The sequence below is a fragment of the Pseudomonas sp. RU47 genome (assembly GCF_004011755.1).
In the GTDB taxonomy this organism is placed as follows: Bacteria; Pseudomonadota; Gammaproteobacteria; order Pseudomonadales; family Pseudomonadaceae; genus Aquipseudomonas.
This window is the reverse complement of sequence record NZ_CP022411.1, coordinates 3,884,489-3,906,612: the sequence shown is the minus strand read 5'-3', so window position 1 is coordinate 3,906,612 and position 22,124 is coordinate 3,884,489. Positions and strand designations below refer to the sequence as shown.

At 59.9% G+C, this 22,124-nt stretch carries 16 protein-coding genes; 8 read left to right on the top strand and 8 right to left on the bottom strand.

Annotation, left to right across the window (positions count from 1 at the left end; all coding sequences use genetic code 11):
• The first annotated feature begins 57 nt into the window (after positions 1 to 57).
• The 4 genes from macA (at position 58) to CCX46_RS17770 (ending at position 4,466) form a co-directional block, all read left to right on the top strand.
• Entirely contained in the window at positions 58 to 1,206 is a 1,149-nt protein-coding gene (gene macA, locus CCX46_RS17785) for a macrolide transporter subunit MacA (RefSeq protein ID WP_127928525.1), read from the top strand.
• Positions 1,207 to 1,208: 2 nt separating this feature from the next.
• The gene (locus CCX46_RS17780) at positions 1,209 to 3,167 is read left to right on the top strand and encodes a MacB family efflux pump subunit (RefSeq protein ID WP_127928524.1); all 1,959 of its coding nucleotides are present in this window, start codon (positions 1,209 to 1,211) and stop codon (positions 3,165 to 3,167) included.
• A gap of 592 nt (positions 3,168 to 3,759) precedes the next feature.
• Complete coding sequence (locus CCX46_RS17775) at positions 3,760 to 4,125, top strand: DUF6124 family protein (RefSeq protein WP_127928523.1); 366 nt, start codon at positions 3,760 to 3,762, stop codon at positions 4,123 to 4,125.
• The gene (locus CCX46_RS17770) at positions 4,080 to 4,466 is read left to right on the top strand and encodes a DUF6124 family protein (protein WP_446730741.1); all 387 of its coding nucleotides are present in this window, start codon (positions 4,080 to 4,082) and stop codon (positions 4,464 to 4,466) included. Before CCX46_RS17775 ends, CCX46_RS17770 begins: the two co-directional genes overlap by 46 nt.
• 236 nt (positions 4,467 to 4,702) lie before the next feature.
• On the opposite strand, the gene CCX46_RS17765 is transcribed toward CCX46_RS17770, so the two are convergent.
• Positions 4,703 to 5,449 (bottom strand): helix-turn-helix domain-containing protein, encoded by a 747-nt coding sequence (locus CCX46_RS17765; protein WP_127928521.1) that lies wholly within the window; start codon positions 5,447 to 5,449, stop codon positions 4,703 to 4,705.
• 135 nt (positions 5,450 to 5,584) lie between these two features.
• Complete coding sequence (locus CCX46_RS17760; protein ID WP_127928519.1) at positions 5,585 to 7,171, bottom strand: sensor domain-containing diguanylate cyclase; 1,587 nt, start codon at positions 7,169 to 7,171, stop codon at positions 5,585 to 5,587.
• A gap of 211 nt (positions 7,172 to 7,382) precedes the next feature.
• On the opposite strand from CCX46_RS17760, the gene ycaC reads away from it, so the two are divergent.
• Complete coding sequence (gene ycaC, locus CCX46_RS17755; protein WP_007915995.1) at positions 7,383 to 8,015, top strand: isochorismate family cysteine hydrolase YcaC; 633 nt, start codon at positions 7,383 to 7,385, stop codon at positions 8,013 to 8,015.
• Between the two features lie 87 nt (positions 8,016 to 8,102).
• Here ycaC and CCX46_RS17750 read toward each other — a convergent pair whose 3' ends face one another.
• Together CCX46_RS17750 and CCX46_RS17745 are read right to left on the bottom strand one after the other, a co-directional pair.
• A complete protein-coding gene (locus tag CCX46_RS17750) occupies positions 8,103 to 9,125 on the bottom strand; it encodes an alpha/beta hydrolase (RefSeq protein WP_127928518.1) in 1,023 nt (340 codons plus the stop codon).
• A gap of 180 nt (positions 9,126 to 9,305) precedes the next feature.
• Positions 9,306 to 10,562: an MFS transporter gene (locus CCX46_RS17745; protein ID WP_127928512.1), complete on the bottom strand. Its 1,257-nt coding sequence runs from the start codon at positions 10,560 to 10,562 to the stop codon at positions 9,306 to 9,308.
• Between the two features lie 265 nt (positions 10,563 to 10,827).
• On the opposite strand from CCX46_RS17745, the gene CCX46_RS17740 reads away from it, so the two are divergent.
• Positions 10,828 to 12,375, top strand: coding sequence for a sensor domain-containing diguanylate cyclase (locus CCX46_RS17740; protein WP_127928510.1), 1,548 nt, complete (start codon positions 10,828 to 10,830; stop codon positions 12,373 to 12,375).
• Here CCX46_RS17740 and CCX46_RS17735 read toward each other — a convergent pair.
• The 4 genes from CCX46_RS17735 to CCX46_RS17715 form a co-directional block, all read right to left on the bottom strand.
• A complete protein-coding gene (locus CCX46_RS17735; protein WP_127928508.1) occupies positions 12,337 to 14,799 on the bottom strand; it encodes a PAS domain-containing protein in 2,463 nt (820 codons plus the stop codon). The genes CCX46_RS17740 and CCX46_RS17735 overlap by 39 nt on opposite strands.
• 127 nt (positions 14,800 to 14,926) lie before the next feature.
• Positions 14,927 to 16,465, bottom strand: a complete 1,539-nt coding sequence (locus CCX46_RS17730) for a cryptochrome/photolyase family protein (protein ID WP_127928506.1) — start codon at positions 16,463 to 16,465, stop codon at positions 14,927 to 14,929.
• A gap of 279 nt (positions 16,466 to 16,744) precedes the next feature.
• Positions 16,745 to 17,869: an alkene reductase gene (locus CCX46_RS17720; protein WP_127928504.1), complete on the bottom strand. Its 1,125-nt coding sequence runs from the start codon at positions 17,867 to 17,869 to the stop codon at positions 16,745 to 16,747.
• A 103-nt stretch (positions 17,870 to 17,972) separates the two neighbouring features.
• Positions 17,973 to 18,650, bottom strand: coding sequence for a type 1 glutamine amidotransferase domain-containing protein (locus tag CCX46_RS17715; protein WP_127928502.1), 678 nt, complete (start codon positions 18,648 to 18,650; stop codon positions 17,973 to 17,975).
• A gap of 213 nt (positions 18,651 to 18,863) precedes the next feature.
• Between CCX46_RS17715 and CCX46_RS17710 the strand changes: the two genes are divergently transcribed.
• Entirely contained in the window at positions 18,864 to 19,448 is a 585-nt protein-coding gene (locus CCX46_RS17710) for a TetR/AcrR family transcriptional regulator (protein ID WP_127928499.1), read from the top strand.
• A 167-nt stretch (positions 19,449 to 19,615) separates the two neighbouring features.
• Positions 19,616 to 21,742 (top strand): TonB-dependent siderophore receptor, encoded by a 2,127-nt coding sequence (locus tag CCX46_RS17705; RefSeq protein ID WP_127928497.1) that lies wholly within the window; start codon positions 19,616 to 19,618, stop codon positions 21,740 to 21,742.
• Positions 21,743 to 22,124 lie beyond the last annotated feature (382 nt).

The following is a 22,124-nucleotide window of genomic DNA, read 5'->3' as shown; positions in this document are numbered from 1 at the left end:
ATCTACCAGAGCCCGGCCGCTGGCCGGGTTCACCCCTGAACGGACTTGTGGTCATTTATGGAAAAGTCGAAGTTGCGCAAAGTCGGTATGGGTTTGGCGTTAGTGGCAGTAGCGGGATTGGCGTTCTACGCGGTGCAGGCACCGGCCGAGGCGCCGCAATACCTGACCGCGCCGGTGGAACGCAGTGACATTGAAAACGCGGTGCTCGCCACCGGGTTGCTCGAAGGCATCAAACAAGTGGACGTTGGCGCGCAGGTGTCCGGGCAATTGAAGTCGCTCAAGGTCAAGGTCGGCGACAAGGTGAAGAAGGGCCAGTGGCTGGCGGAAATCGATCCACTGGTGTTGCAGAATACGCTGCGTCAAGCCCAGGTCGATGAGGAGAACCTGCAAGCACAAAAACGCGCGACCCAAGCTCAACTCAGGCAGACCAAAGCGATTTACGAGCGCTACAAAAACTTGCAGGACGACGCCTCGATCTCCCGTCAGGATTTCGAAAACGCCGAGTCGAACTATCAGGTGCAGCAGGCCAATCTGATGTCGCTGGACGCGCAGATCAAAAGCGCGCATATCCAGATCGACACGGCCAAGGTCAATCTGGCGTATACGCGCATCGTCGCGCCAATCGATGGCGACGTGGTCGGCGTGGTCACTCAAGAAGGGCAAACGGTGATCGCCAGCCAACTGGCGCCGGTCCTGCTGAAACTGGCGGATCTGGACACCATGACGGTGAAAGCGCAGGTGTCCGAAGCCGACGTGATTCACATCGCCCCGGGGCAGGAGGTGTATTTCACCATTCTCGGCGAGGACAAACGCTACTACGCGAAATTGCGCGGCACCGATCCGGCGCCACAGAACTTTCTTGAAACGCCGCCCGCCGGTACACCGAAGCAAAGCAGCGCGGTGTTCTACAACGCCTTGTTCGAGGTGCCGAACCCCGACCATCGTTTGCGCATTTCGATGACCGCGCAGGTGCGCATTATCCTCGACACCGCCAAGTCGGTGCTGACCGTACCGGTGGCGGCGCTCGGGCCGCGCAATGCCGATGGCAGTTTTCCGGTACGGGTGCTGGACGCCAAGGGCCACGCGCAGTCGCGCAATGTGCAGACCGGGATCAACAACAACGTCAAAGTGCAGATCAATGGCGGTCTGGCTGAAGGTGATCGCGTGGTGATCGGTGATCCGCTGACCAATGTGGCGGGGGCCTGAACATGACTGAACCACTGCTACAGCTCACCGGCATCACCCGCAGTTTCACCGCTGGCGACCGCGAGTTTCTGGCGCTGAAGAATATCAACCTGACGATCAATGCCGGGGAAATGGTCGCGATTATCGGCGCCTCGGGTTCTGGCAAATCGACGCTGATGAACATCCTCGGCTGCCTCGACTATGCCACCGCCGGCAGCTACAAAATCAACGGCCAGGAAACCCGCGATCTGGACAATCAGGCCCTGGCCGAGCTGCGCCGCGACTACTTCGGTTTCATCTTCCAGCGTTACCACTTGCTGCCGCATTTGAGTGCGATGCACAACGTCGAGATGCCGGCGATCTACGCCGGCACGCCGCAGCTTCAGCGTCATGCCCGCGCCCGTGAATTGTTAGCGCGGCTGGGTCTGGAAGGGCATTTGACGCATCGGCCGAGCCAGCTTTCCGGCGGTCAGCAGCAGCGCGTGAGTATCGCCCGGGCTTTGATGAATGGCGGCGAAGTGATCCTCGCCGACGAACCGACCGGCGCTCTCGACACGGCCAGCGGCAAGGAGGTGATGCGCATCCTCCTGGAGCTGCACGCGGCGGGGCACACGGTGATTCTGGTGACCCACGACCCGAAAGTCGCGGCCAATGCCGAACGCATCATCGAAGTCAGCGACGGCGAAATCCTCAGCGACCGCGCCAACGAACGCGACACCACGCACCTGCTCAGCGATGAACCGGTGGCCCCGAAAGCCACCGCCTCACGGCGTCTGGTCGCCAGCCTCGGGCTGTTCAAAGAGGCGTTCGCCATGGCCTGGGTGGCGTTGATCTCGCACCGCATGCGCACCTTGCTGACCATGCTCGGCATCGTCATTGGCATCACTTCGGTGGTGTCGATTTCGGCGGTGGGCGAGGGCGCGAAGAACTATGTGCTCAAGGACATCGCCGCCATCGGCAGCAATACCATCGATGTCTATCCGGGCAGCAGTTATGGCGACAAACGTGCCGCCGCTATCGAAACCCTGACACCGGCCGATGTCACCGCGCTGAATCAGTTGTATTACGTCGACAGTGCCACGCCGATGATCGGCCGCAGCCTGTTGCTGCGCTACCGCAATATCGACCTGGATGCGCAGGTCAACGGCGTCAGCGATCAGTACTTCAAAGTGCGCGGGATCAAGATGGCCGCGGGAATTCCGTTCAGCGAAAGCGATGCACGGCGCCAAGCGCAAGTGGTGGTCATCGATCACAACACCCGCCAACGTTTGTTCGGGCAGGATGTTGATCCGTTGGGCCAAGTGATTTTGATCGGCAACCTGCCGTGCACGGTAATCGGCGTGGCCGCGCAGGATAAAAGCCTGTTCGCCTCGGGCAAGACTCTCAACGTCTGGGTGCCTTATGAAACGGCGGCCGGGCGGGTGTTGGGCCAGCGTTATCTGGACAGCATCAGCGTGCGCATGAAGGACGGCCAGCCGAGCAAAGTGGTGGAAGAGCACGTCACTCAACTGCTGCTGCAACGCCACGGCACCAAGGATTTCTTCACCAACAACCTCGACAGCGTCTTGCAGACCGTGCAGAAAACCAGTCGCTCACTGGCGTTATTGCTGTCGCTGATTGCGGTGATTTCCCTGGTGGTGGGCGGTATCGGGGTAATGAACATCATGCTGGTGTCGGTGACCGAGCGTACGCGGGAGATCGGTATTCGCATGGCGGTGGGCGCGCGGCAGTCGGACATTCGTCAGCAGTTTCTGGTGGAGGCGGTGATGGTGTGTCTGTTGGGCGGGGCGATCGGGATTTCCCTGTCGTATGCGATCGGGCATTTGTTTTCGGTGTTTATCAAGGAATGGGAGATGGTGTTTTCGCTGGCGTCGGTGCTGACGGCGGTGGTTTGCTCGACGTTGATCGGCATTGTTTTTGGCTTTGTGCCGGCGCGGAATGCTTCGCGGCTTGATCCGATTGAGGCGTTGGCGCGGGATTAAAAGCGAACCCTCACCCTAGCCCTCTCCCAGAGGGAGAGGGGACTGACTGCGGTGTTTGCTGGAAATGCACCGACGTGGGACAGCGAGCCGAACTCAGGTTTTGAAAAGCACAAAGATCTGCTCCCTTTCCCCCTCGCCACCTTGGGGGAGAGGGCTGGGGTGAGGGGGTAAATCCCACTGACACACCGCAAAACCTGGATCCACCGCCATCCAGAATTTCCATCAATAAACACAACGCCGTGAACGCGTTTAAATTACACGAACCGTTACGTCATACCGCCTACAACACCTTGCGTCGTTACCTACGCGTACGCCAGAATCCGCCGGCTTACGCGGCTATGGGTCGGGATATATCGTTTGCCTGTCACTGCAAATCAGTGATCGGGTTTGGTAGCCCGCTTCGGTACCGCCGTATGGCGCCACCTTATGCAGTCTCTTTTTGCGGCTGCGTTTTATATGGTGGACATGCGTGGGGCTCATTCATGAGCGCCGGGTTTCCGTATCGACCGGTCTACCAACCCGCGCATGGCCGCCACCTTCGTTTGGTAGCGAAAGTGATGGCTCCGGTTAATTTCGATACGAGACTTTATCTATGTTCAAAGCCACACCCAACCCACCAGATACCGATCCAATCCCCTACGACGCCGCGCTCGAACCTCAAAACATCAAAGAGGCCACAGAACGGGCGATCAATTTCTACCTCAATCCTTCCGCGCTCAAAACCTCAAAACCCACCCGCAAAACCGGCAAGATCTACCTGGTCGACCCCACCATCGACGACGAAACCCTGCTCGTTGAAGCCTACGAATCGTTGTCATCGGCCAGTGACATGGCCCGCGACCTTGCCGACTCGGTCGACAGCCCTCACCGCAAAAAGATGCTGATCCTGCAGCAGGTGATCATGTTGAGTGAATTGGTGGTGAGTCGCGTCCTCGACAACCAGCGCTTGCCCCACTAATTGCGAAACTGCCGCGCGAGGGAGCCTGCTCCCTCGCTGCGCAGAAGGAGTTTGTGCGAATGTCAAAGACACCCGATCCGCCGGTCACTGCGGCCAGCATCATGACCACGCCCTACACGCCCAACGCTATGTTCCGGGTCAACCCGCAAACCGATTCCGAATCCCTGCTGGCAAACGCCTGTGAATCGCTGGCCTCGGCCTCGGTCATGCTTGCTGATTTTGCCGGGATGCTGGAGGGGCCGCATCGCAATACCTTGCTGGGCATCGCGCAAGTGGTGATGTTGGGGGAATTGGCGGTGAATCAGGCTTTGGAGCACGTCGCGGGAGTGCCCTCACCCTAACCCTCTCCCATGGGGAGAGGGGACTGACCGCGGGGTTCTTTCGAGATGCACCGACGTGAGATACCGAGTCGAACTCAGGTTTTGAACAAAGATCGGCTCAAAAGTCGAACTCAGTTTCGAATTCAACCGAGATCGGCTCCCTTTCCCCCTCGCCCCCCTTGGGGGGAGAGGGCTGGGGTGAGGGGGGAATCTCACTGACACACCCAAAAAACCGAAACTATCACTATCCCTGCGTATCACGCCGCACTCGACGCCAACGCCTCCAACGGCGAATACATCCAGCGCATCAACGAATGCCGTCCGCTGATGCCCAACTTGATCGCCGCCCGTTTCAGATAGCTCTCAACGGTGTTGACCTTCAGCGCCAACTGCTCGGCCAGTTCCGGCGCCGTGCGGCCGGCGAGCAGGCCGACACACACTTCGGTTTCGCGGTTCGACAGACTCAGCCCCAGTTGCTCCAGACGCTCGTCAAAGCGCAAGCGCAAGGTTTCCAGGCCGCTGCCTTCTGCGGACTCGGGTGGGCTTTGTGGATCAGGGCCGGACGGTTGCAGGGCGTTGATGTGTTTTTCCACCATCGGCAGCAGCACCGGGGAGATGTCCTGCAACAGGCTGCGTTCCTGCGCGGAAAAGCGCTGCGACTCGTCGTTGCGGTACACCGTAATCACGTAGCGGTAGCCGTCCTTGCGCCGGGTCAGGTGCAGTTGCGAAGCGTCCGCGCTGGTTGCGGCCGGCGGATTCTGTAAGTGGTGGGCCGCCGCACTGTGTTCGGAAAACACCGTTTCGGCGAGCAGGGCCGGCTCTTTCAGCGGCTCCGGCTCACTGCGGCTCGACGCGCGGCCCAGCGGTTCGACACGCATCTGCCGGATGTGCGTGGCGTCTACCGCCAGTTGCGTCAGGATCAGGTCATGCAGCATGCGCGGAAAGTGTCGGCTGCCGGTGCTGGCGATGACCTTGCCGATGTGGGGGAACAAGTGTGAATTCATATGCGTGTCATCCCTGAGAGGCGTTAATTCAAAAACGTCTGCAGCACTGTCGACGATCTCCTTGGTCGACGAAATACCGCAGACTTGGATCCTATCCTAGTACAACGTTTGAGCGACGGTTTAATGAAGGTGTTATTAGCTCATAACCGCGATGTCGGGTTGTTTGCCCTGTGAGCACCAGCGATTACGGCCCTGTTGCTTGGCTTGATACAGGCAGGTATCGGCTGCTTTCAACAAAGTTGCCGGGGTAACCGTGTCATCGACCGGGTGCCGTGTGGTAATTCCAGCGCTGGCGGTGACATAGCCCAATGGATGTCCGGCGTGCTCCAGTTTCAGTGCGCGGATGGCTTGCAGAATGTCTTCGGCAACCTGAATGGCGCCGGCATTGTCGGTGTTGGGCAGCAGCACGGTGAATTCTTCGCCGCCGTAGCGCACCGCGAGGTCACTCGGTCGTTTGACCGCTTGCTGGATCGCCTGCCCGACGGCGCTCAGGCAGTCATCGCCCGCCGCATGGCCATATTGGTCGTTGTAGCGTTTGAAGTGGTCGACATCGAGCATGATCAATGACAGCGCCGAACCCTGCCGCCGCGCCAGACGAATTTCGTCCACCAGCGCATTGTCCAGACGGCGGCGGTTGCCCAGCCCGGTGAGGCTGTCGGTCAGCGCCATGTCGCGCATGGTCTGGTGCGCGTAGCGAATTTCCCGCTCCATGGCCATGCGCTGGCGCAACTGGTGCAGCACGACCAGGCCGAAACCGCTGAGCACCAAAATCAGAAAAACCAGCACGAAGCCGTTTTTCAGCAAGTCCTGCTGCCACGGTTCGATGATCGAATCCCGTGAAAGCCCGGCCTCGACCACCAGCGGATAGGTGGTGAGCGCGCGATAGCCATACAGCCGTTCGGTGTCGTCGACCACCGCGCGCACTTGCGCAATGCCGGCGTTGGCGTTGGGCAGGTAGACCTTGAAGATCTCGCTGTTGGCCAGGCTTTTGCCGATCACCGAGGCGATGAACGGCCGGCGCACGAGAATGGTGCCGTCGCGTCTGGCCAGCACCAGTGCGCCTTTGTCATCGATTCTGAAGTCACCGTAATAGTCGACAAAGTAGCTGACCTTGACCGTGCCCAGCAGCACCCCGGCGAACGAGCCGTCGGGATTGTTCAGGCGGCGGGAGACGGGAATGATCAGATCATGGGTCGATCGGCTTTCCACCACATCACCGATGCGCACCTGTCGATCATCATGACTGCGGTGATATTGAAAGTAATCGCGATCGGCGTTGTTGGCGGTCTCGGGCGTGACCTCCTTGTCGGTGACGATCCACTGGCCATCTGCGCCATAAATGAACAAGCCATGCAGCTGCGGCATGATTTTCGATTGCTGCACCAGCAATTTGTGGATCCGCGGCACGTCGAGGTTCTGCAGACCGTCGCCTTCGACCCGTTCACTCAGCGCTGCGGTCAGCACGTCCATTTGGCGGATGGTGTCTTCGGCATGCTGTGCGGTGGCGCGGGCCAGGTTGGTTACCGAATCGCGCGCGGAGGCGAATGCAGCGCGATAGTCGCGCCAGGTGCGCCAGCTCTCTACCGTCAAAAAGGCCAATACAACCACCAGCATAAAACTGACCGTAAGGCGGAACGTCGAGCCAGCGCGCACGGCGTTACGGGCAGAGGCGGCTCTGCTTGGGTCTACGGTGTTCGGCTCTGGCGGACGGCGTCCGAGCATGAACCTCTCCTTTTTTCATACGTAATGCATCGCAACAGTATGACAAGGATCGCCAGAAAGTTCGGCGCGGAGCGTGTTTTATTGCCTGATTGTCCTGTTCGAGTTGACGGTGAAACGCCTTTCAGCCGATTTATCCCGTCGCTGTGCGTCAGTAATCTGTACCCAACTTGAACGCAACAACAACTTCAAAAACTCAAAAGGGACGCAGACCATGACCACTCCAACCTACAACCGCCTGAACAAAGACGACGCCATTGTGCTGCTGGTTGATCACCAGACCGGCCTGATTTCGCTGGTGCAGGACTTCTCGCCGAACGAATTCAAGAACAACGTGCTGGCCCTGGCCGATCTGGCCAAGTTCTTCGAACTGCCGACCATCCTCACCACCAGTTTCGAACAAGGCCCGAACGGCCCGCTGGTACCAGAGCTGAAAGAGATGTTCCCCGACGCGCCGTACATCGCTCGTCCGGGCCAGATCAACGCTTGGGACAATGAAGATTTTGTGAAGGCGATCAAGGCTACCGGCCGCAAGCAGATCATCATTGCCGGTGTGGTCACGGATGTCTGCGTAGCGTTCCCGACCTTGTCGGCGCTGGCGGAGGGGTTTGAGGTGTTTGTGGTGACCGACGCTTCCGGCACCTTCAACACCACCGTGCAACAAGCCGCGTGGAGCCGCATGACTCAGGCCGGTGCGCAGATGATGAACTGGTTCTCGGTGGCCTGTGAGCTGCACCGCGACTGGCGCAACGATATTGAAGGCTTGGGCAATCTGCTGTCGCAGCGCATCCCCAACTACCGCAACCTGATGAACAGCTACTCGGCGCTGACCGCACAGCAGAAGTAAGCCGACATGCTGCAAACGAAAAGCCTGCCCTGAAAAGCAGGCTTTGTCGTGTCTGCACTGTAAAGCGCTGGCTGCGTCGCGATGGCGTTACTTCAGGTTATGGCTGAAGAACTCGGTCAATTTGGCGAAGGGAATCAGATTGACCCGGTCGTACAAGTCGACATGGCCGGCCCCTGGAATGATCAGCAGCTCTTTGGGCTCGGCCGCGCGCTGGTACGCGTCTTCACTGAATTCGCGGGAGTGTGCCTGAGCGCCGGCAATGAACAGCAGCGGGCGCGGGGAGATGCTCTCGATGTCATTGAACGGGTAGAAGTTCATGAACTTCACATTGCTGATCAACGTCGGCATGGTGGTGGTCTGCGGCGAAGCGCCGGTCGGGGTGACCTGGCCACGCGGGGTGCGGTAGAAATCGTAGAACTCGTCACCCACGGCGTTGCCGGTGAGTTTGAGCGGTGTGCCGCCGGTGTAGCGGATCGGGCCGCCCCAGAACTGCGCGTTACGCTGCTGCGCCGCCTGTTCAATGATGGATTGGCGTTGCGCTAGCGTGAGCGAATGCTTGAGGCCGTTACGGTTGGCGGCGCCCATGTCGTACATGCTGACAGTGGCAATCGCCTTCAAACGTGGGTCGATCTTGGCGGCACTGATGGCGAAGCTGCCGCTGCCGCAAATACCGATGACGCCGATACGCTCGCGATCGACCAGTGGGCGAGTGCCGAGAAAGTCCACCGCCGCGCTGAAGTCTTCGGCGTAAATGTCCGGCGCAACCGACTGGCGTGGCAGGCCCTCGCTCTCGCCCCAGAAGGACAAGTCGAACGACAGCGTGACAAAGCCTTGTTCGGCCATTTTGGTCGCGTAGAGATTGGCACTTTGCTCCTTCACTGCGCCCATCGGGTGGCCGACGATGATTGCGGCATTTTTTGACTGTGGGTCGAGGTTTTTCAGGCTGAACAGATTGCCTGCGACCTTCATCCCGTACTGGTTCTTGAAGGTGACCTTTTCCACGGTCACTTTATCGCTGGTGTAGAAGTTGTCTGCGCCGTTCGACATATCGGCTCCCATGGCTGAAAAAGTACTGAAGAGCAGCCCGAAGGCCAAGCAAAAACCTTTCACTGGAATGTCCTTGCGATTGAGGGTTTATTCGTCTGAGCCTGTGCACGAACATTCTCTCGATCAGCGCCTAAGCGCCGTAGTGCATTCCTCTGGATTGCTTGCCTGATCCACTGAATCTGGATTTTCAACGCCGCGCAGACACGAGATGGCGGCAATGAGAGGGCAGGGAAGGGATATGGATTACACAGAGGATTCGGTGCTGGCCTCGACCAATCCGCTTTCAGCCTGACGACCGCTGCGCTGGGTTTCCGGAACCCCGACCCCAAGCAACACAACCGCCACCGCCGCAATAGCGGCCAGGGTCAGAAACGCCGCGCTGTAACCAGCCTCCTGCACAACGAACCCGGCGAGACCGTTGCTCAACGCGGCGCCGAGTCCGAAGGCAGTCGTCAGTGCGCCGAGGCTGATGTTGAAGTGGCCGGTGCCCTGGGTGAGGTCTTTGACCATGATCGGAAACAAGGCGCCGAACAGGCCTGCGCCAACACCGTCGAGCATCTGCACCGCGACCAGCCAATAAGCATCGTCCGACAGCGTATAGAGCACACCGCGCAACGGCAGGATCAGAAAACCGGCCAGCAGCAGCGGTTTGCGTCCCCAGACATCGGCTTTCGCTCCGACCAGTAACGCCGCAGGTACCATGACCAACTGCGCGGCCACGATGCAGGCGGAGGTCAGCGGCGTGGCCATCTGCAAATTGGTTTGCGCGAGTTTTTGGCTTACCAGCGGCAACATCGCCGCATTGGCGAGGTGGAACAGCGCACAGCAAATGGCGAACAGCAACAGCGAGCGGTTGCCCAGCAGCACCGATAAACCGGAAGGCTGACGATGGCCAGCGTCGGCCGGGTCCAGTCCGCGGGCCTGATCATGGTCGATGGCTTCTGGCGACACGCAGGCAATGGCGATGACGCTGGCCAGGGCCATGGCCGCCATCAGATAGAACACCGCCACCGGGCCGAACAGATACGCGAACACGCCGGCCAGCAGGGCGGCGCAGGCATTGCCGGCATGATTGAAGGTTTCATTGCGCCCGGTTCGTCGAGTGAACGCCCGTGGCCCGGTCATGCCCAAGGTAATCGCGCAAATGGCCGGGGCGAATATTGAAGCGGCCATCGCACTCAGAGTTTGCGTCAACGCCACCCACGTGAAGGACGTGACGAACGGCAGCAGCAGGCAACTGCCGGTCACCAGCAGCGCGGCGATCGCAATCAACGCACGTTTGCGCCGGCTGTTGTCGACCCAGGCGCCGGCGGGTGTCTGGGTGATCAGCGCGGCGACTCCGGCGATGGTCATCACCAGACCAATGCTGGCCGGCTCCCAGTGATGCACCGCCAACAGGTAAATGGCCAGATAGGGGCCGAGACCGTCGCGCACGTCGGCGAGGAAAAAGTTCAGGCTGTCCAGTGACAGGTTATTGCGGCGATCGAGGTCAGCGGCCACGGCAGTGTCTTCAATATTCGAGGTTTGCGGATGGATTCAACCTCAGCAAGCCTAATGACCTGCGGCCACGAATATAAGTTGCAGGCCGCCGCTGTGTCGTTGCGAAACAACGCCAAGGGGCTGAAAACGACGTTCCGTCATACGGTTGCTGCACGTTCGACGCGCTACTTGTATCCTTGCGCCGGTCGAGGACATACGACCGCTGTTATTGCCTTGAATCAGTAACGGCCGGAACGGGAAACCGGACTTTCCATTAGGTACTTTCGTGAAGCGTGATACCCACCTCGTCATCCTCTTGCTGCTGGTCATCGGCTGCTCTCTGGCGTCGCTGACCATCTGGAAAGTGCTGTCCTCGCGCGATCGCGCGCTGGAGGAAGTCAACGTGCACGGGTTGAACCTGACCCAGGCACTCGAGACCTATTCCGAAGGCATTGTCCGGCAAAGTTCGCTGCTGCTGCTCGGGCTGGTCGAACGCCTGGAAACCGAAGGCAGCGGCCCCGCGCAGATTCAGCGGCTGGGTGCGCTGATCAACCGCCAGCAGCCGTTGATGCCACAAATGAGCGGGATCACCATCTATGACCGTCAGGGCCATTGGCTGATGTCGTCGAACCGACCGATCCCGGCGGGGGCCAACAGCAGTGATCGGGCCTACTTCATTCATCACCGCGACGACCCTAGCCGCGAACCCTTTATCGGGCCACCCATCCGTAGCCGTTCCAATCAGGAGTGGGTGATCACCGTCAGCCGCCGTTTCAATGATGATCACGGTGAGTTTGCCGGGGTCGTGGCCGTGACCTTGGGCGTGGAAAACTTTCTGCGTCTGTTCGGCAAACTCGATATCGGCCAGGACGGCGCCATAGGCTTGTCCTATACCGACGGCACATTGCTGGTTCGCTATCCTTTCCGCGAACAGGACATGGGCCGCAACTTTTCCAAGTCGCCGATCTACGCCAAGTACCTGGTCGATCAATCGGTCGGTACCGCGTCGTATACCTCCAGCCTGGATGGCGTCGAACGCCTCTACGCCTTTCGCAAAAGCGAGAAATTGCCGCTGATCACCACAGTCGCCATCGGCAAGCGTGAAGCGCTCACGGCGTGGCGAACCGAGGCGCTGTTGTCGGCGGTGGTGGTGGCGGGGCTGTTGGGGCTCACCGGTCTGATTGGCTGGTTCTTGATCCTCGATATCCGTCGCCGGACCCAGGTTGAAGGCGAACTGCGCATCGCTCAGCAGCAGTTGCTCGGCTCCAATCGGCAGCTGGAACTGTTGGCCATGAAGGATGCGCTGACCGGGCTGGCAAATCGGCGCTGCTTCGACGAAACCCTGGCCACAGAGGCGCGGCGGGCACAGCGCGACGGCTCGTCGCTGGCCTTGTTGATGATCGATATCGACTATTTCAAACGGTTCAATGACGCGCTTGGGCACGTTGCCGGTGACGCCTGTCTGCAGGCCGTCGGTCACGTGCTGGATGCGTGTGTGCGACGGCCGTCGGATCTGGTGGCGCGCTACGGTGGCGAAGAGTTCGCGGTGATCATGCCCGACACGGACATTGAAGGTGCTGCGGTAGTGGCGCAGCTGATTCTTCAGCGCTTGCAGCAGGAAAACATTGCCCACCCCACCAGTCCCGTGACCCGCGTGAGCCTGAGCATCGGCATCGCCGCTGCGCGTGGTTCACATCTGGACCCGGTGCAGGGGCTGATCGAGTGCGCTGATCAGGCGCTGTATCAAGCGAAGACGGCAGGGCGCAACAGGTTCATGAGGTTCGCTGCGCACCCTTCAATCGAAGTCGATGGTCAGCAGACCACTTACCCGTGACACCAACGTGTCGACGGCAAAGGGTTTGGTCAGCACCTGCATGCCCGGACCGAGCTGACCGTTGCCGATCACCGAGTTTTCCGCGTACCCGGTAATGAACAAGGTCTTGAGCTTCGGTCTGATTTGCCTGCCCGCATCGGCCATCTGCCGGCCGTTCATGCCGCCCGGCAAACCGACATCGGTAATGAGCAGATCGATGTGCGCGCTGGAGCGCAGTGCTTCCAGCCCTTCAACGCTGTCGGCCGCTTCGAGCAGGTTGTAACCGAGGTCGTTCAGCACGTCTTTGAGCAGCGTGCGAACGGTGGGTTCGTCGTCGACAATCAGGATGGTCTCGCCGGGCTTGGCCTGCAGGGTTGCCGAGCTTTTCGCGTCATCGTGATTGCGCGGCGTTTCGCCGAGATAGCGCGGCAGGTAAACGCACATGGTGGTGCCTTGACCCACAGTCGATTGCACCCGCACCTGCCCGCCGGATTGCTTGGTGAAACCGTAGATCATCGACAGCCCGAGCCCGGTGCCCTGGCCCAACGGTTTGGTGGTGAAAAACGGGTCGAAGGCCTTGGCGATCACTTCAGCGCTCATACCGGTACCGGTGTCGGCGACCGACAAGCACAGGTATTGCCCTTCGGGCATTTCCCGTACGCGCGCTGATTCAGCATCCAGGGTTCGATTGGCGGTTTCGACGGTGATGCTGCCGCCATCGGGCATCGCATCGCGGGCGTTGATGCACAGGTTGAGCAGGGCGTTTTCCAGTTGGCTGGCATCGACCAGCGCCGGCCACAGATCGGCGGCGACGACCGTCTTCAGGCGAATGCTCGGGCCGACGGTGCGCTGGATCAGTTCGGTCATGCCAGCAATCAGCGCGTTGACCTCAGTTGGCCGTGGATCGAGGGTCTGTCGCCGGGAGAAGGCCAGCAGGCGATGGGTCAGGGCGGTGGCGCGTTTGGCCGCGTCCTGAGCGATCAGCATGTATTTGTCGATGTCGTTCAGACGGCCTTGGCCGATGCGTTTCTCCATCAGTTCAAGGGAGGCGCAAATGCCTGCCAGCAGGTTGTTGAAGTCATGAGCCAGACCGCCGGTGAGTTGCCCGACCGCTTCCATTTTCTGCGATTGGCGCAGCTTCTCTTCGGCCTGCATCAGGTCTGCGGTGCGCGCCGAGACCCGTTGTTCCAGTGTGTCGTTGAGGGCTTTCAATGCGGCGGTGACCCGGTCGCGCTCGGCTTCGACGTTGCGCCGGTCTTCGACATCGATGAGCACGCCGGGAAAGCGTACAGGTGTGCCGTCTTCAGCACATTCGACGCGGCCGTTCGCTTCAATCCAGGTGTATTGGCCATCTGCGCCGCGCACTCGGTATTGGTGCGAATAGGCACCTCCACGGGCAATGACTTCGTTGATCGCGGCTGTGAGTCCTTCCCTGTCATCCGGGTGAACGGTCATCACCACTTGCTCCAGGCTCAGACCGTCGAGACCCCAGGCCGGGTCGAGGTCGAACACCCGCGCGAAGGCTTCATCGACGCTGAAGCGATCGCTGGGCAAGTGCCAGTGCCAGGTGCCGATAATGGCGCCGGCGGCCAGGGCGAGCTGGACCCGTTCGACGTTTTCCCTAGCGACCGCTTCGCTGATGCGCAAACGCTCTTGCGCGTCGCGACGTTCGGTGACATCGCTGAAGAAGATCGCAATCTGCCGATCGGCCGGGTCGCCGACACGCACGGCGCGCACATCGAACCAGCGTTCGAAGGTATTGGCGTAGTTCTCGAAGTTTGCCGGCTCGCCGGTCTTGGCCACATGGCCGTAGGTTTCGAACCAGAATTTCTCCAGGTTGGGCGCAAACTCGGTGACCCACTTGCCCCGCAGGTTGACCCCGGCCTGACGTTCGAACGCCGGGTTGGCCTCGACGAAGTAATAGTCGATGGGGTGGTCGTTGGCGTCGAATTTAACTTTGACGATGGCGAACGCCGCCTCGATGGTCTCCAGAATGGTGCTGAAGCGCTCTTCGCTCTGGCGCAGTGCGGTTTCGGCACTGCGTGAACGGGTCAGGTCGAGCATCGCACCGATCATGCGTTCGGCTTTGCCGTCGGCATTGCGGATCAGATGTCCGCGATCCAGGACTTCGGCGTATGAGCCATCGTGGCAGAGGAAGCGGTACTCAGCGCTCCAGGTCGTGCCAGAGCCGTCAATGGCCGAGCGAATCGAGGTTGTCACGCGCGAGCGATCCTGTGTGTGAATCTGCGCAAACCGCCAGTCACACGTCGGTTCTATGGCCGTTGATGCGTAGCCATACGCCTGTTGCAGCGAGTCGTTCCAGATGACCTGGTTGGTTTGCAGATCCCAGTCCCAAACGGCGTCGCAGGTCGCCTTGACGGCCAGACGCAGGCGCGTGACTTCGGACTCAAGCTCCTCGCGAGTAAGCTGTTTCAGGATGTTCACCCTTCATGCGTTGATGGTTGGCTTGCGTTCAATGGGTGTGTTTCAAACCATCGGCTTCACAAGCTTTGTGAGCCATTGACCCGGGGCCTCATGGTTAAGTTGCACGGGGATCAAGGCTCACGCGCTTTCATAGCGATTCGCCGCGATCCAGTCTGTCGAGCAGCCCTTGCCCGCGTTGCCACAAAGCCTGCTGTTTTTCCGGCGGCATGCGATCGAGGTTTTTGTACATCATGCCCATGCGCTGATTGCCGCGCAGAAGGTCACCGTGGCGCATCAGAAAATGCCAGTACAGGGCGTTGAACGGGCAGGCGTTATCCGCCGTGGTTTCGCGCACCGAGTAAGCACAGTCGCGACAGTAGTCGGACATCCGGTTGATGTACTGACCGCTGGCGCAATAAGGCTTGGAACCGAGATAACCGCCGTCGGCGTGCATGACCATGCCGAGGGTGTTGGGCAGCTCGACCCAATCGAAAGCGTCCATATAAATCGCCAGATACCATTCACAGATCTGGCTCGGTGCGATGCCGGCGAGCAGGGCGAAATTGCCGGTCACCATCAGGCGCTGGATGTGATGGGCGTAGGCGTGTTTGAGGCTTTGGCCGATGGCCTGGCGCATGCAGTTCATTTTTGTGTCGCCGGTCCAGTAAAACTCTGGCAGGCGCCGCGTGTTACCGAAGGCATTGCCCTCGGCGTATTCCGGCATGTGCAGCCAATAAACGCCCCGCACATATTCGCGCCAGCCGATCAGTTGGCGGATGAAGCCTTCGGCGGCATTCAGGGAAATGTTGCCAGACCAATAGGCCGACTCCACGTCACTGCAGAGTTGACGCAGATCGAGCAAGCCAATGTTCAGCGCCGCGCTGATGCGCGCATGGAACAGATACGGTTCGTCGCTGGCCATCGCGTCCTGATAATCGCCGAACCCGGCCAGACCGTAATCGAGAAACCAGGCCCACAGCGCCTGGGCATCGGCGTGGGTCACCGGATAGTTGAAGTCATCCAGGCTGCCGTAGTGACTGGCGAAGCGTTCCTTGACCAGTGCGAGAACTTCGAGGGTGATTGCATCGTTGGCAAAACCAGCCGGGTAGGGCGCCTTTACCGTTTTCGGCAAGGGTTTGCGGTTGTCGGCATCAAAGTTCCAGGCGCCGCCGACCGGCGTGCCGTCACCATTGAGCAACAGACGACTTTTGCGGCGCATCTCGCGGTAGAAGAACTCCATGCGCAGCTGCTTTTTGCCAGCGGCCCACGTACGAAACTCATCGCGGCTGCAGAGGAAACGGTTGTCGGCATGCCAGTGGATTGGCAAGCCACAATCCTTCAGTGATTGCTCCAGACGCCAGTCGCCGCATTGGGTCAGGTGCACCTCGTTCGCTTGCAGCAGCGCCTGCCAGCGCTTCAACTCGCCGGGCACCGAGCCGCTGTTCTGTGGGTCGTCGAGAGGCACGTAATGCACGTGGAAGCCTTGTTCTTTCAGTGCCTGAGCGAAGTGACGCATGGCGCTGAAGATCAGGGCGATCTTTTGCGGATGATGAGCAACGTGGCTGGCTTCTTCCATGACCTCGACCAGCAGCACACGATCCTGTTCGCGATCCAAGCCTGCCAATGAAGCCAGATCAAACGATAACTGGTCACCCAGAACGAGGCACAGCCGATGGGTTTTGTTCATTTCACGGATTCAGCGTAATGAGCAGCAGGCTGCCGAGTGGACGTTTAAACATCAAGTCCAGATAGTTGTACAGATTATAGTAGTTGTATAGGTTTTTGTGCGGTGAATATTCACATCCCCCTGTGGGAGCGAGCCTGCTCGCGAAGGCGTCGTCCCATTCAACATTTTGGGTGACTGACCCGCCGCTTTCGCGAGCAGGCTCGCTCCCACAAGGGCTTGCACTCGACTCGGATGAACGCTCCTGCTGTTGCGGGAGCGCTTGACGCCGCGTGGAAAGGCTTAGCCGGGATAAACGGGGTAGTCGGTGTAGCCCTCGGCGTTGCCGCCATACACCGTCGCCGGATTCAACGCATTCAACGGCCAGTCATTGGCAATCCGCGCCGGCAGATCGGGGTTGGCCATGAACGGGCGGCCGAAAGCGACGAAGTCTGCCAGCCCGGAACCGAGCAGTTGCGCGCCGGATTCCGCGGTGTAACGCCCGGCATAAATGATCGCGCCGCTGAAGGTGTCACGTACTGCCTGACGAAACGTGAGGGGCATCGCCGGGGCGTTGTCCCAGTCGGCTTCGGCAATCGACAGATAGGCGATGCCCACGTCCTGCAGCACTTTGATCGCTTCAATGTAAGTGCTGTGCGGATCCTCTTCGACCATGCCCAGGTAAGTGCGCGCTTCATCGGTGGTGGTAAACAGCGGCGCGAACCGTACGCCGACTTTTTCCTTGCCGATGCACTCGGCGACGCCGGCGACTACTTCCTTGAGAAAGCGCAGGCGGTTGTGCAGCGAACCACCGTACTGATCGTCGCGCAAATTGCTGTGGGCGGAGATGAACTGGTTCACCAGATAACCGTTGGCGCAGTGCAATTCGATGCCATCGAAACCCGCGTCCATGGCGTTGCGTGCGGCCTGGATGTACAGCTGAACCAGTTCCTGCACTTCATCGGTGCTCAGCGCGCGAGGTGCCGACGGCGGCACCAGCTCACCGGCGCCGGGCGCGGTTTCGATAAACACGCTGACCCGATCTGTAGCCACGGCGGAGGCCGAAACCGGCGCTGCGCCGTCGGGTTGCAGCGCGGTGTGCGAGACACGGCCGACGTGCCACAACTGGGCGAAAATCACCCCGTCCACGGCATGCACGGCCTCGGTGACTTTGCGCCATCCGGCGATTTGCTCAGGCGTATGAATGCCCGGCGTCCACGCATAACCCTGGCCACGAGGTTCAATCTGCGTGCCTTCGGTGACCAGCAAACCCGCGCCGGCGCGCTGTTGGTAATACTCGGCCATCAGCTCATTGGCGACGTTGCCCGGTTGGGTGCTGCGCTGGCGGGTGAGGGGCGGCAGGACGATGCGGTTTTTCAGGGTGTGATGGCCGAGAGTGGCGGGGGTGAAGAAACGGCTGTTGTTCATGTGTGACCTTTTTGCGACTTATTAGACCAGTCGTCTATTGATGGGGTGAAAAAATAACGCCGGGCAATACGCACCCGGCGTTAGGAAGGTTGGAAGCGAGGTTTTAGCCCAGCATCTCCAGTAGTTTTTTCGCGACAGCGGCCGAGCTGGCAGGGTTCTGGCCAGTGACCAGTTGCCCGTCGGCGACCACATGAACCTGCCAGTCAGCCACTTTCGAATAATGGCCGCCGAGACGCTGGAACTCGTCCTCGATCAGGAACGGCACGACGTCCGTCAGGCCGACGGCCTCTTCTTCGGAGTTGGTGAAACCGGTGACCTGGCGATGCTGGACCAGCGGTTTGCCGTCAGCGTTGAGGGCGTGACGCAACACCCCCGGCGCATGGCAGACAAAACCGTGGGGTTTGTTGGCGCGGTCAAACGCTTCGATCAACGCGATCGACTGCTTGTCTTCGGCCAGGTCCCACAGCGGGCCGTGGCCGCCCGGGTAAAACACCGCATCGAAATCATCGGCGCTGACGTCGGCCAAGCGCCCGGTATTGGCCAGCGCCTGTTGCGCGGCAGAGTCTTTGCGGAAGCGATCAGTCTCGGCGGTCTGCGCATCGGGCTCATCGCTTTTCGGGTCCAGCGGCGGCTGGCCACCGGCCGGCGAGACCAGCGTGACGTCGGCGCCGGCGTCCTTGAAGGCGTAGTAGGGCGCGGCGAACTCTTCCAGCCAGAAGCCGGTTTTCTTGCCGGTGTTGCCGAGTTGATCGTGGGAAGTCAAAACCATCAGGATTTTCATAGAGCACCTTGAGTCGATCAGGTGTCTTCGATTGAGCGAAGGATTCGCACATCGGCCACACCGGTCAGAAAGCGTTTGTCGGGGCGCAGCATAGATTCCAATTAGACCAGTCGTCTAGTAAATTTTTTATCCTGCGGTTTTTCATCGACAGGTATGGCAAACTTCCGTTCCTCCGAAAATACGACTGGTCTATTGCCTGGTAATGTGCGCCCGATGAAAGCGACCTACGACGACACCCGCCAACACTTGCTCGACACCGGCCACCGGATGATGGCCGAGAAGGGCTTCACCAGTGTCGGCCTCAACGAGATCCTGCAAACCGCCGGTGTGCCCAAGGGTTCGTTCTATCACTACTTCAAATCCAAAGAGTTGTACGGCCAGGCGTTGCTGGCGGATTACTTCGTCGGCTACCTCGCCGACATGGAGCGGCGCCTGACGCTGCCAGGCTTGAGCGCCTATGAGCGGCTGATGGATTACTGGCAGGGCTGGCAGAACCGCTGCACTCTCGAAGGCCACGGTGACGAATGTCTGGTGGTGAAGCTCAGTGCCGAAGTCGCCGATTTGTCGGAGTCGATGCGCCTGACCTTGCGCGATGGCGCCGAGCAAGTGGTGGCGCGCATCACTCTGTGTATCGAGCAGGGCCAGGCTGAAAACAGTCTGCCTCAGGGTGATGCCCGACACTTGGCGGAAACCCTGTATCAGCTGTGGTTGGGCGCCAGTTTGCTGAACAAATTGCAGCGTACCGGGCAATCACTGGACACCTCGATGGCAATGACGAAGCAGCTTTTGCACGTTTGACCAAGGTTTTTTGCGCGATGCAATGGATGACACGCGTACTGGCACGCGGTCCGCTCAAACATACGAATGGGAATAAGTTTCAATAACGGAACACTTGGTATACCATCCGCGGCGCTTTGCTGGCGGTTTTACCCTTCGTTCTGGCCTATTCACAAGGTTTTCATTTCATGCGTCGTACTCTGCTTTCAATTTGCGTGCTGCAGGCGTTGTCTTCTTCCTCGTGGGCCGAACAGGCCGATTCAACCACCTCAGCGCTTGAGCTGGACGCAACCGACGTGGTCGGTACAGCGGATTACGAACGAGCCGACGGCCCGGTGCAGGGTTATCGCGCTACACGTTCTGCCAGCGCCACGCGCACCGATACCGCCATCCATGAAACCCCGCAATCGATCAGCGTAGTGACCAAAGATGCGGTCGAAGACCTCGGCGCCACGCGTCTGCAAGATGCACTGGACTATGCCGGCGGCGTCGGCCGGGCGAACAATTTCGGCGGGCAGGGGCTGACCACATTCACCGTCCGCGGCTTCACCACCGGCGAGTTCTACCGCAACGGTTTCCCGATCAATCGCGGCTACCCGAACATGCCCGATGCCAACACCATCGAGCGGCTGGAAGTGCTGCGCGGGCCGGCAACGATGCTCTACGGTCGTGGCGATCCCGGCGGCACTTTCAATGTGGTTTCCAAGCAGCCGTTGGCCGAGCGCACGGTCACGCTGGGCAGTCAGTTGAACGATCAAGGCATGAAGCGCGGCACCTTGGACGCCTCCGGCCCGCTGGACGAAGAGGGGCGCCTGGCCTATCGATTGAACGTGGTGGGCGAGGGCGGCGATACCTTCCGCGATCACGTCGAGACCGAGCGCTACGGCATCACGCCGGTGCTGACCTGGCAGGCCAGTGATGCCACCCGGGTGATCTTCGAGGGTGATTTCATGCGCAACAATCATCCGCTGGATCGCGGCGTGACGCGTTACGCCAAACAGATTGGCACCGCTTCGCGGGATACGTTTTTCGGCGAAAAAGACGCCGGCAAATTGCACAACGACAACAACATGGCGCAGCTTCGTTTCGAACATCTGCTCAATGATGACTGGACGCTGGGCGGTGGCTTCCAGTGGCTCGACGGCTCGCTTGAAGGCAATGCCATCGAAGCCAACGGCATTGCCGATGACGGTCGAACCCTAGGACGCAACTTCAACTACCGCAAACTGGAGTGGACCGACAAGGACACTCAACTCAATCTCACCGGGCATTTCAGCACCGGTGGCTTGCAGCACACGTTGCTGACCGGTATCGAATACGAAGATTACGACTACAAGTCGATCATTCAGCGCTCCAGCGGCGCGGTCGGCGCCTACCCGATCGACATCTTCGATCCGGTCTACGGCCAGCCGCGCCCGGCATTGACCCGCACCCCGACCCACGACAAGGAAAATATCAAGACCTATGCCGCGTTCGTCCAGGATCAGGTGGCGCTGACTGAGCGTCTGAAGGTGCTGGCCGGGGCGCGTTTTGAGCGTTTCGAACACGACTATGAAACCTACGTGCCGGGCGGTAAAAACTGGCAGGCCAGTGATAACGCGGTGACTCCACGCCTCGGCGTGACCTACGACCTGACCGAGACGCTGGCGGTTTATGCGGACACCGCGCGCTCTTTCAAGCCCAATACCGGCGCGAGCCGCGTGGGCGGAGGCTTCGCCCCGGAGAAAGGCAAGTCCTACGAAATGGGCGTCAAGTGGGAAGCGCTGGATCATCAGTTGAGCATCGACGCAGCGATCTATCAGATCGAAAAACGCAACGTGTTGACCACCGACCCGGTGGACTCGACCTTCAGCGTGGCGGCCGGGGAAGTGCGCAGCCGTGGTTTCGATCTGAACGTCGCCGGCAACCTGACCCCCGAATGGCGCGTGATCGGCGGCTACGCCTACGTGGATGCCGAAGTGACCAAGGACAACGTGATCCGTTCGGGCACACGCCTGATGAACATTCCGCAAAACAGCTTCAGCCTGCTCAACGTTTACGAGTTTCAGGACGGAGCGCTTAAGGGTTTGGGCCTGGGCACCGGACTCAAATACGTCGACGAGCGCGCCGGGCAAACCGCCAATACCGCGTTCTCGATGGGCAGCTACACCGTCGTCGATTTGCTCGGCTTCTATAAGGTCAACGAGAAAGTGCGGCTCAATCTTGACGTGAAGAATCTGTTTGACCGGGATTATGAAGAGGGCGCGTTTGGTAATGTCTACGCCTATCCGGGTGCGCCGAGAACGGTGCAGGTGGGGATTTCCTATACCTTGTAAGCCGAGCTCGACGCTGCAACGGCTGCCCCTCACCCCAGCCCTCTCCCTGAGGGAGAGGGGGCCGACCGAGGTGTCTGGCGTTATGCATCGACCTGAAACATCGCGTCGATTATGGATTCATCGGTAATGCCTGACGGTAGTGGATTCACAGGCGCTATTGCACGTTGGCGCACATCGCCAACATCCCCCAATCGGTCCCTTTCCCTGCGGGAGAGGGGGCCGACCGAGGTGTCTTGCGCTATGCATCGACACGAAACATCGCGTCGATTATGGATTCATCGGTAATGCCTGACGGTAGTGGATTCACAGGCGCTATTGCACGTCGGCGCTCATCGCCAATATCCCCCAATCGGCTCCCTCTGCTGGGGGGCGAGGGAACCCA

Excerpts from the sequence above, each read along its gene's own strand:
- CCX46_RS17780 (WP_127928524.1), top strand. The coding sequence starts at position 1,209 with ATGACTGAACCACTGCTACAGCTCACCGGCATCACCCGCAGTTTCACC.
- CCX46_RS17765 (WP_127928521.1), bottom strand. The coding sequence starts at position 5,449 with ATGAATTCACACTTGTTCCCCCACATCGGCAAGGTCATCGCCAGCACC.
- CCX46_RS17760 (WP_127928519.1), bottom strand. The coding sequence starts at position 7,171 with ATGCTCGGACGCCGTCCGCCAGAGCCGAACACCGTAGACCCAAGCAGA.
- CCX46_RS17720 (WP_127928504.1), bottom strand. The coding sequence starts at position 17,869 with ATGAACAACAGCCGTTTCTTCACCCCCGCCACTCTCGGCCATCACACC.
- CCX46_RS17715 (WP_127928502.1), bottom strand. The coding sequence starts at position 18,650 with ATGAAAATCCTGATGGTTTTGACTTCCCACGATCAACTCGGCAACACC.
- CCX46_RS17775 (WP_127928523.1), top strand. The coding sequence starts at position 3,760 with ATGTTCAAAGCCACACCCAACCCACCAGATACCGATCCAATCCCCTAC.
- CCX46_RS17710 (WP_127928499.1), top strand. The coding sequence starts at position 18,864 with ATGAAAGCGACCTACGACGACACCCGCCAACACTTGCTCGACACCGGC.
- CCX46_RS17730 (WP_127928506.1), bottom strand. The coding sequence starts at position 16,465 with ATGAACAAAACCCATCGGCTGTGCCTCGTTCTGGGTGACCAGTTATCG.
- ycaC (WP_007915995.1), top strand. The coding sequence starts at position 7,383 with ATGACCACTCCAACCTACAACCGCCTGAACAAAGACGACGCCATTGTG.
- CCX46_RS17705 (WP_127928497.1), top strand. The coding sequence starts at position 19,616 with ATGCGTCGTACTCTGCTTTCAATTTGCGTGCTGCAGGCGTTGTCTTCT.
- macA (WP_127928525.1), top strand. The coding sequence starts at position 58 with ATGGAAAAGTCGAAGTTGCGCAAAGTCGGTATGGGTTTGGCGTTAGTG.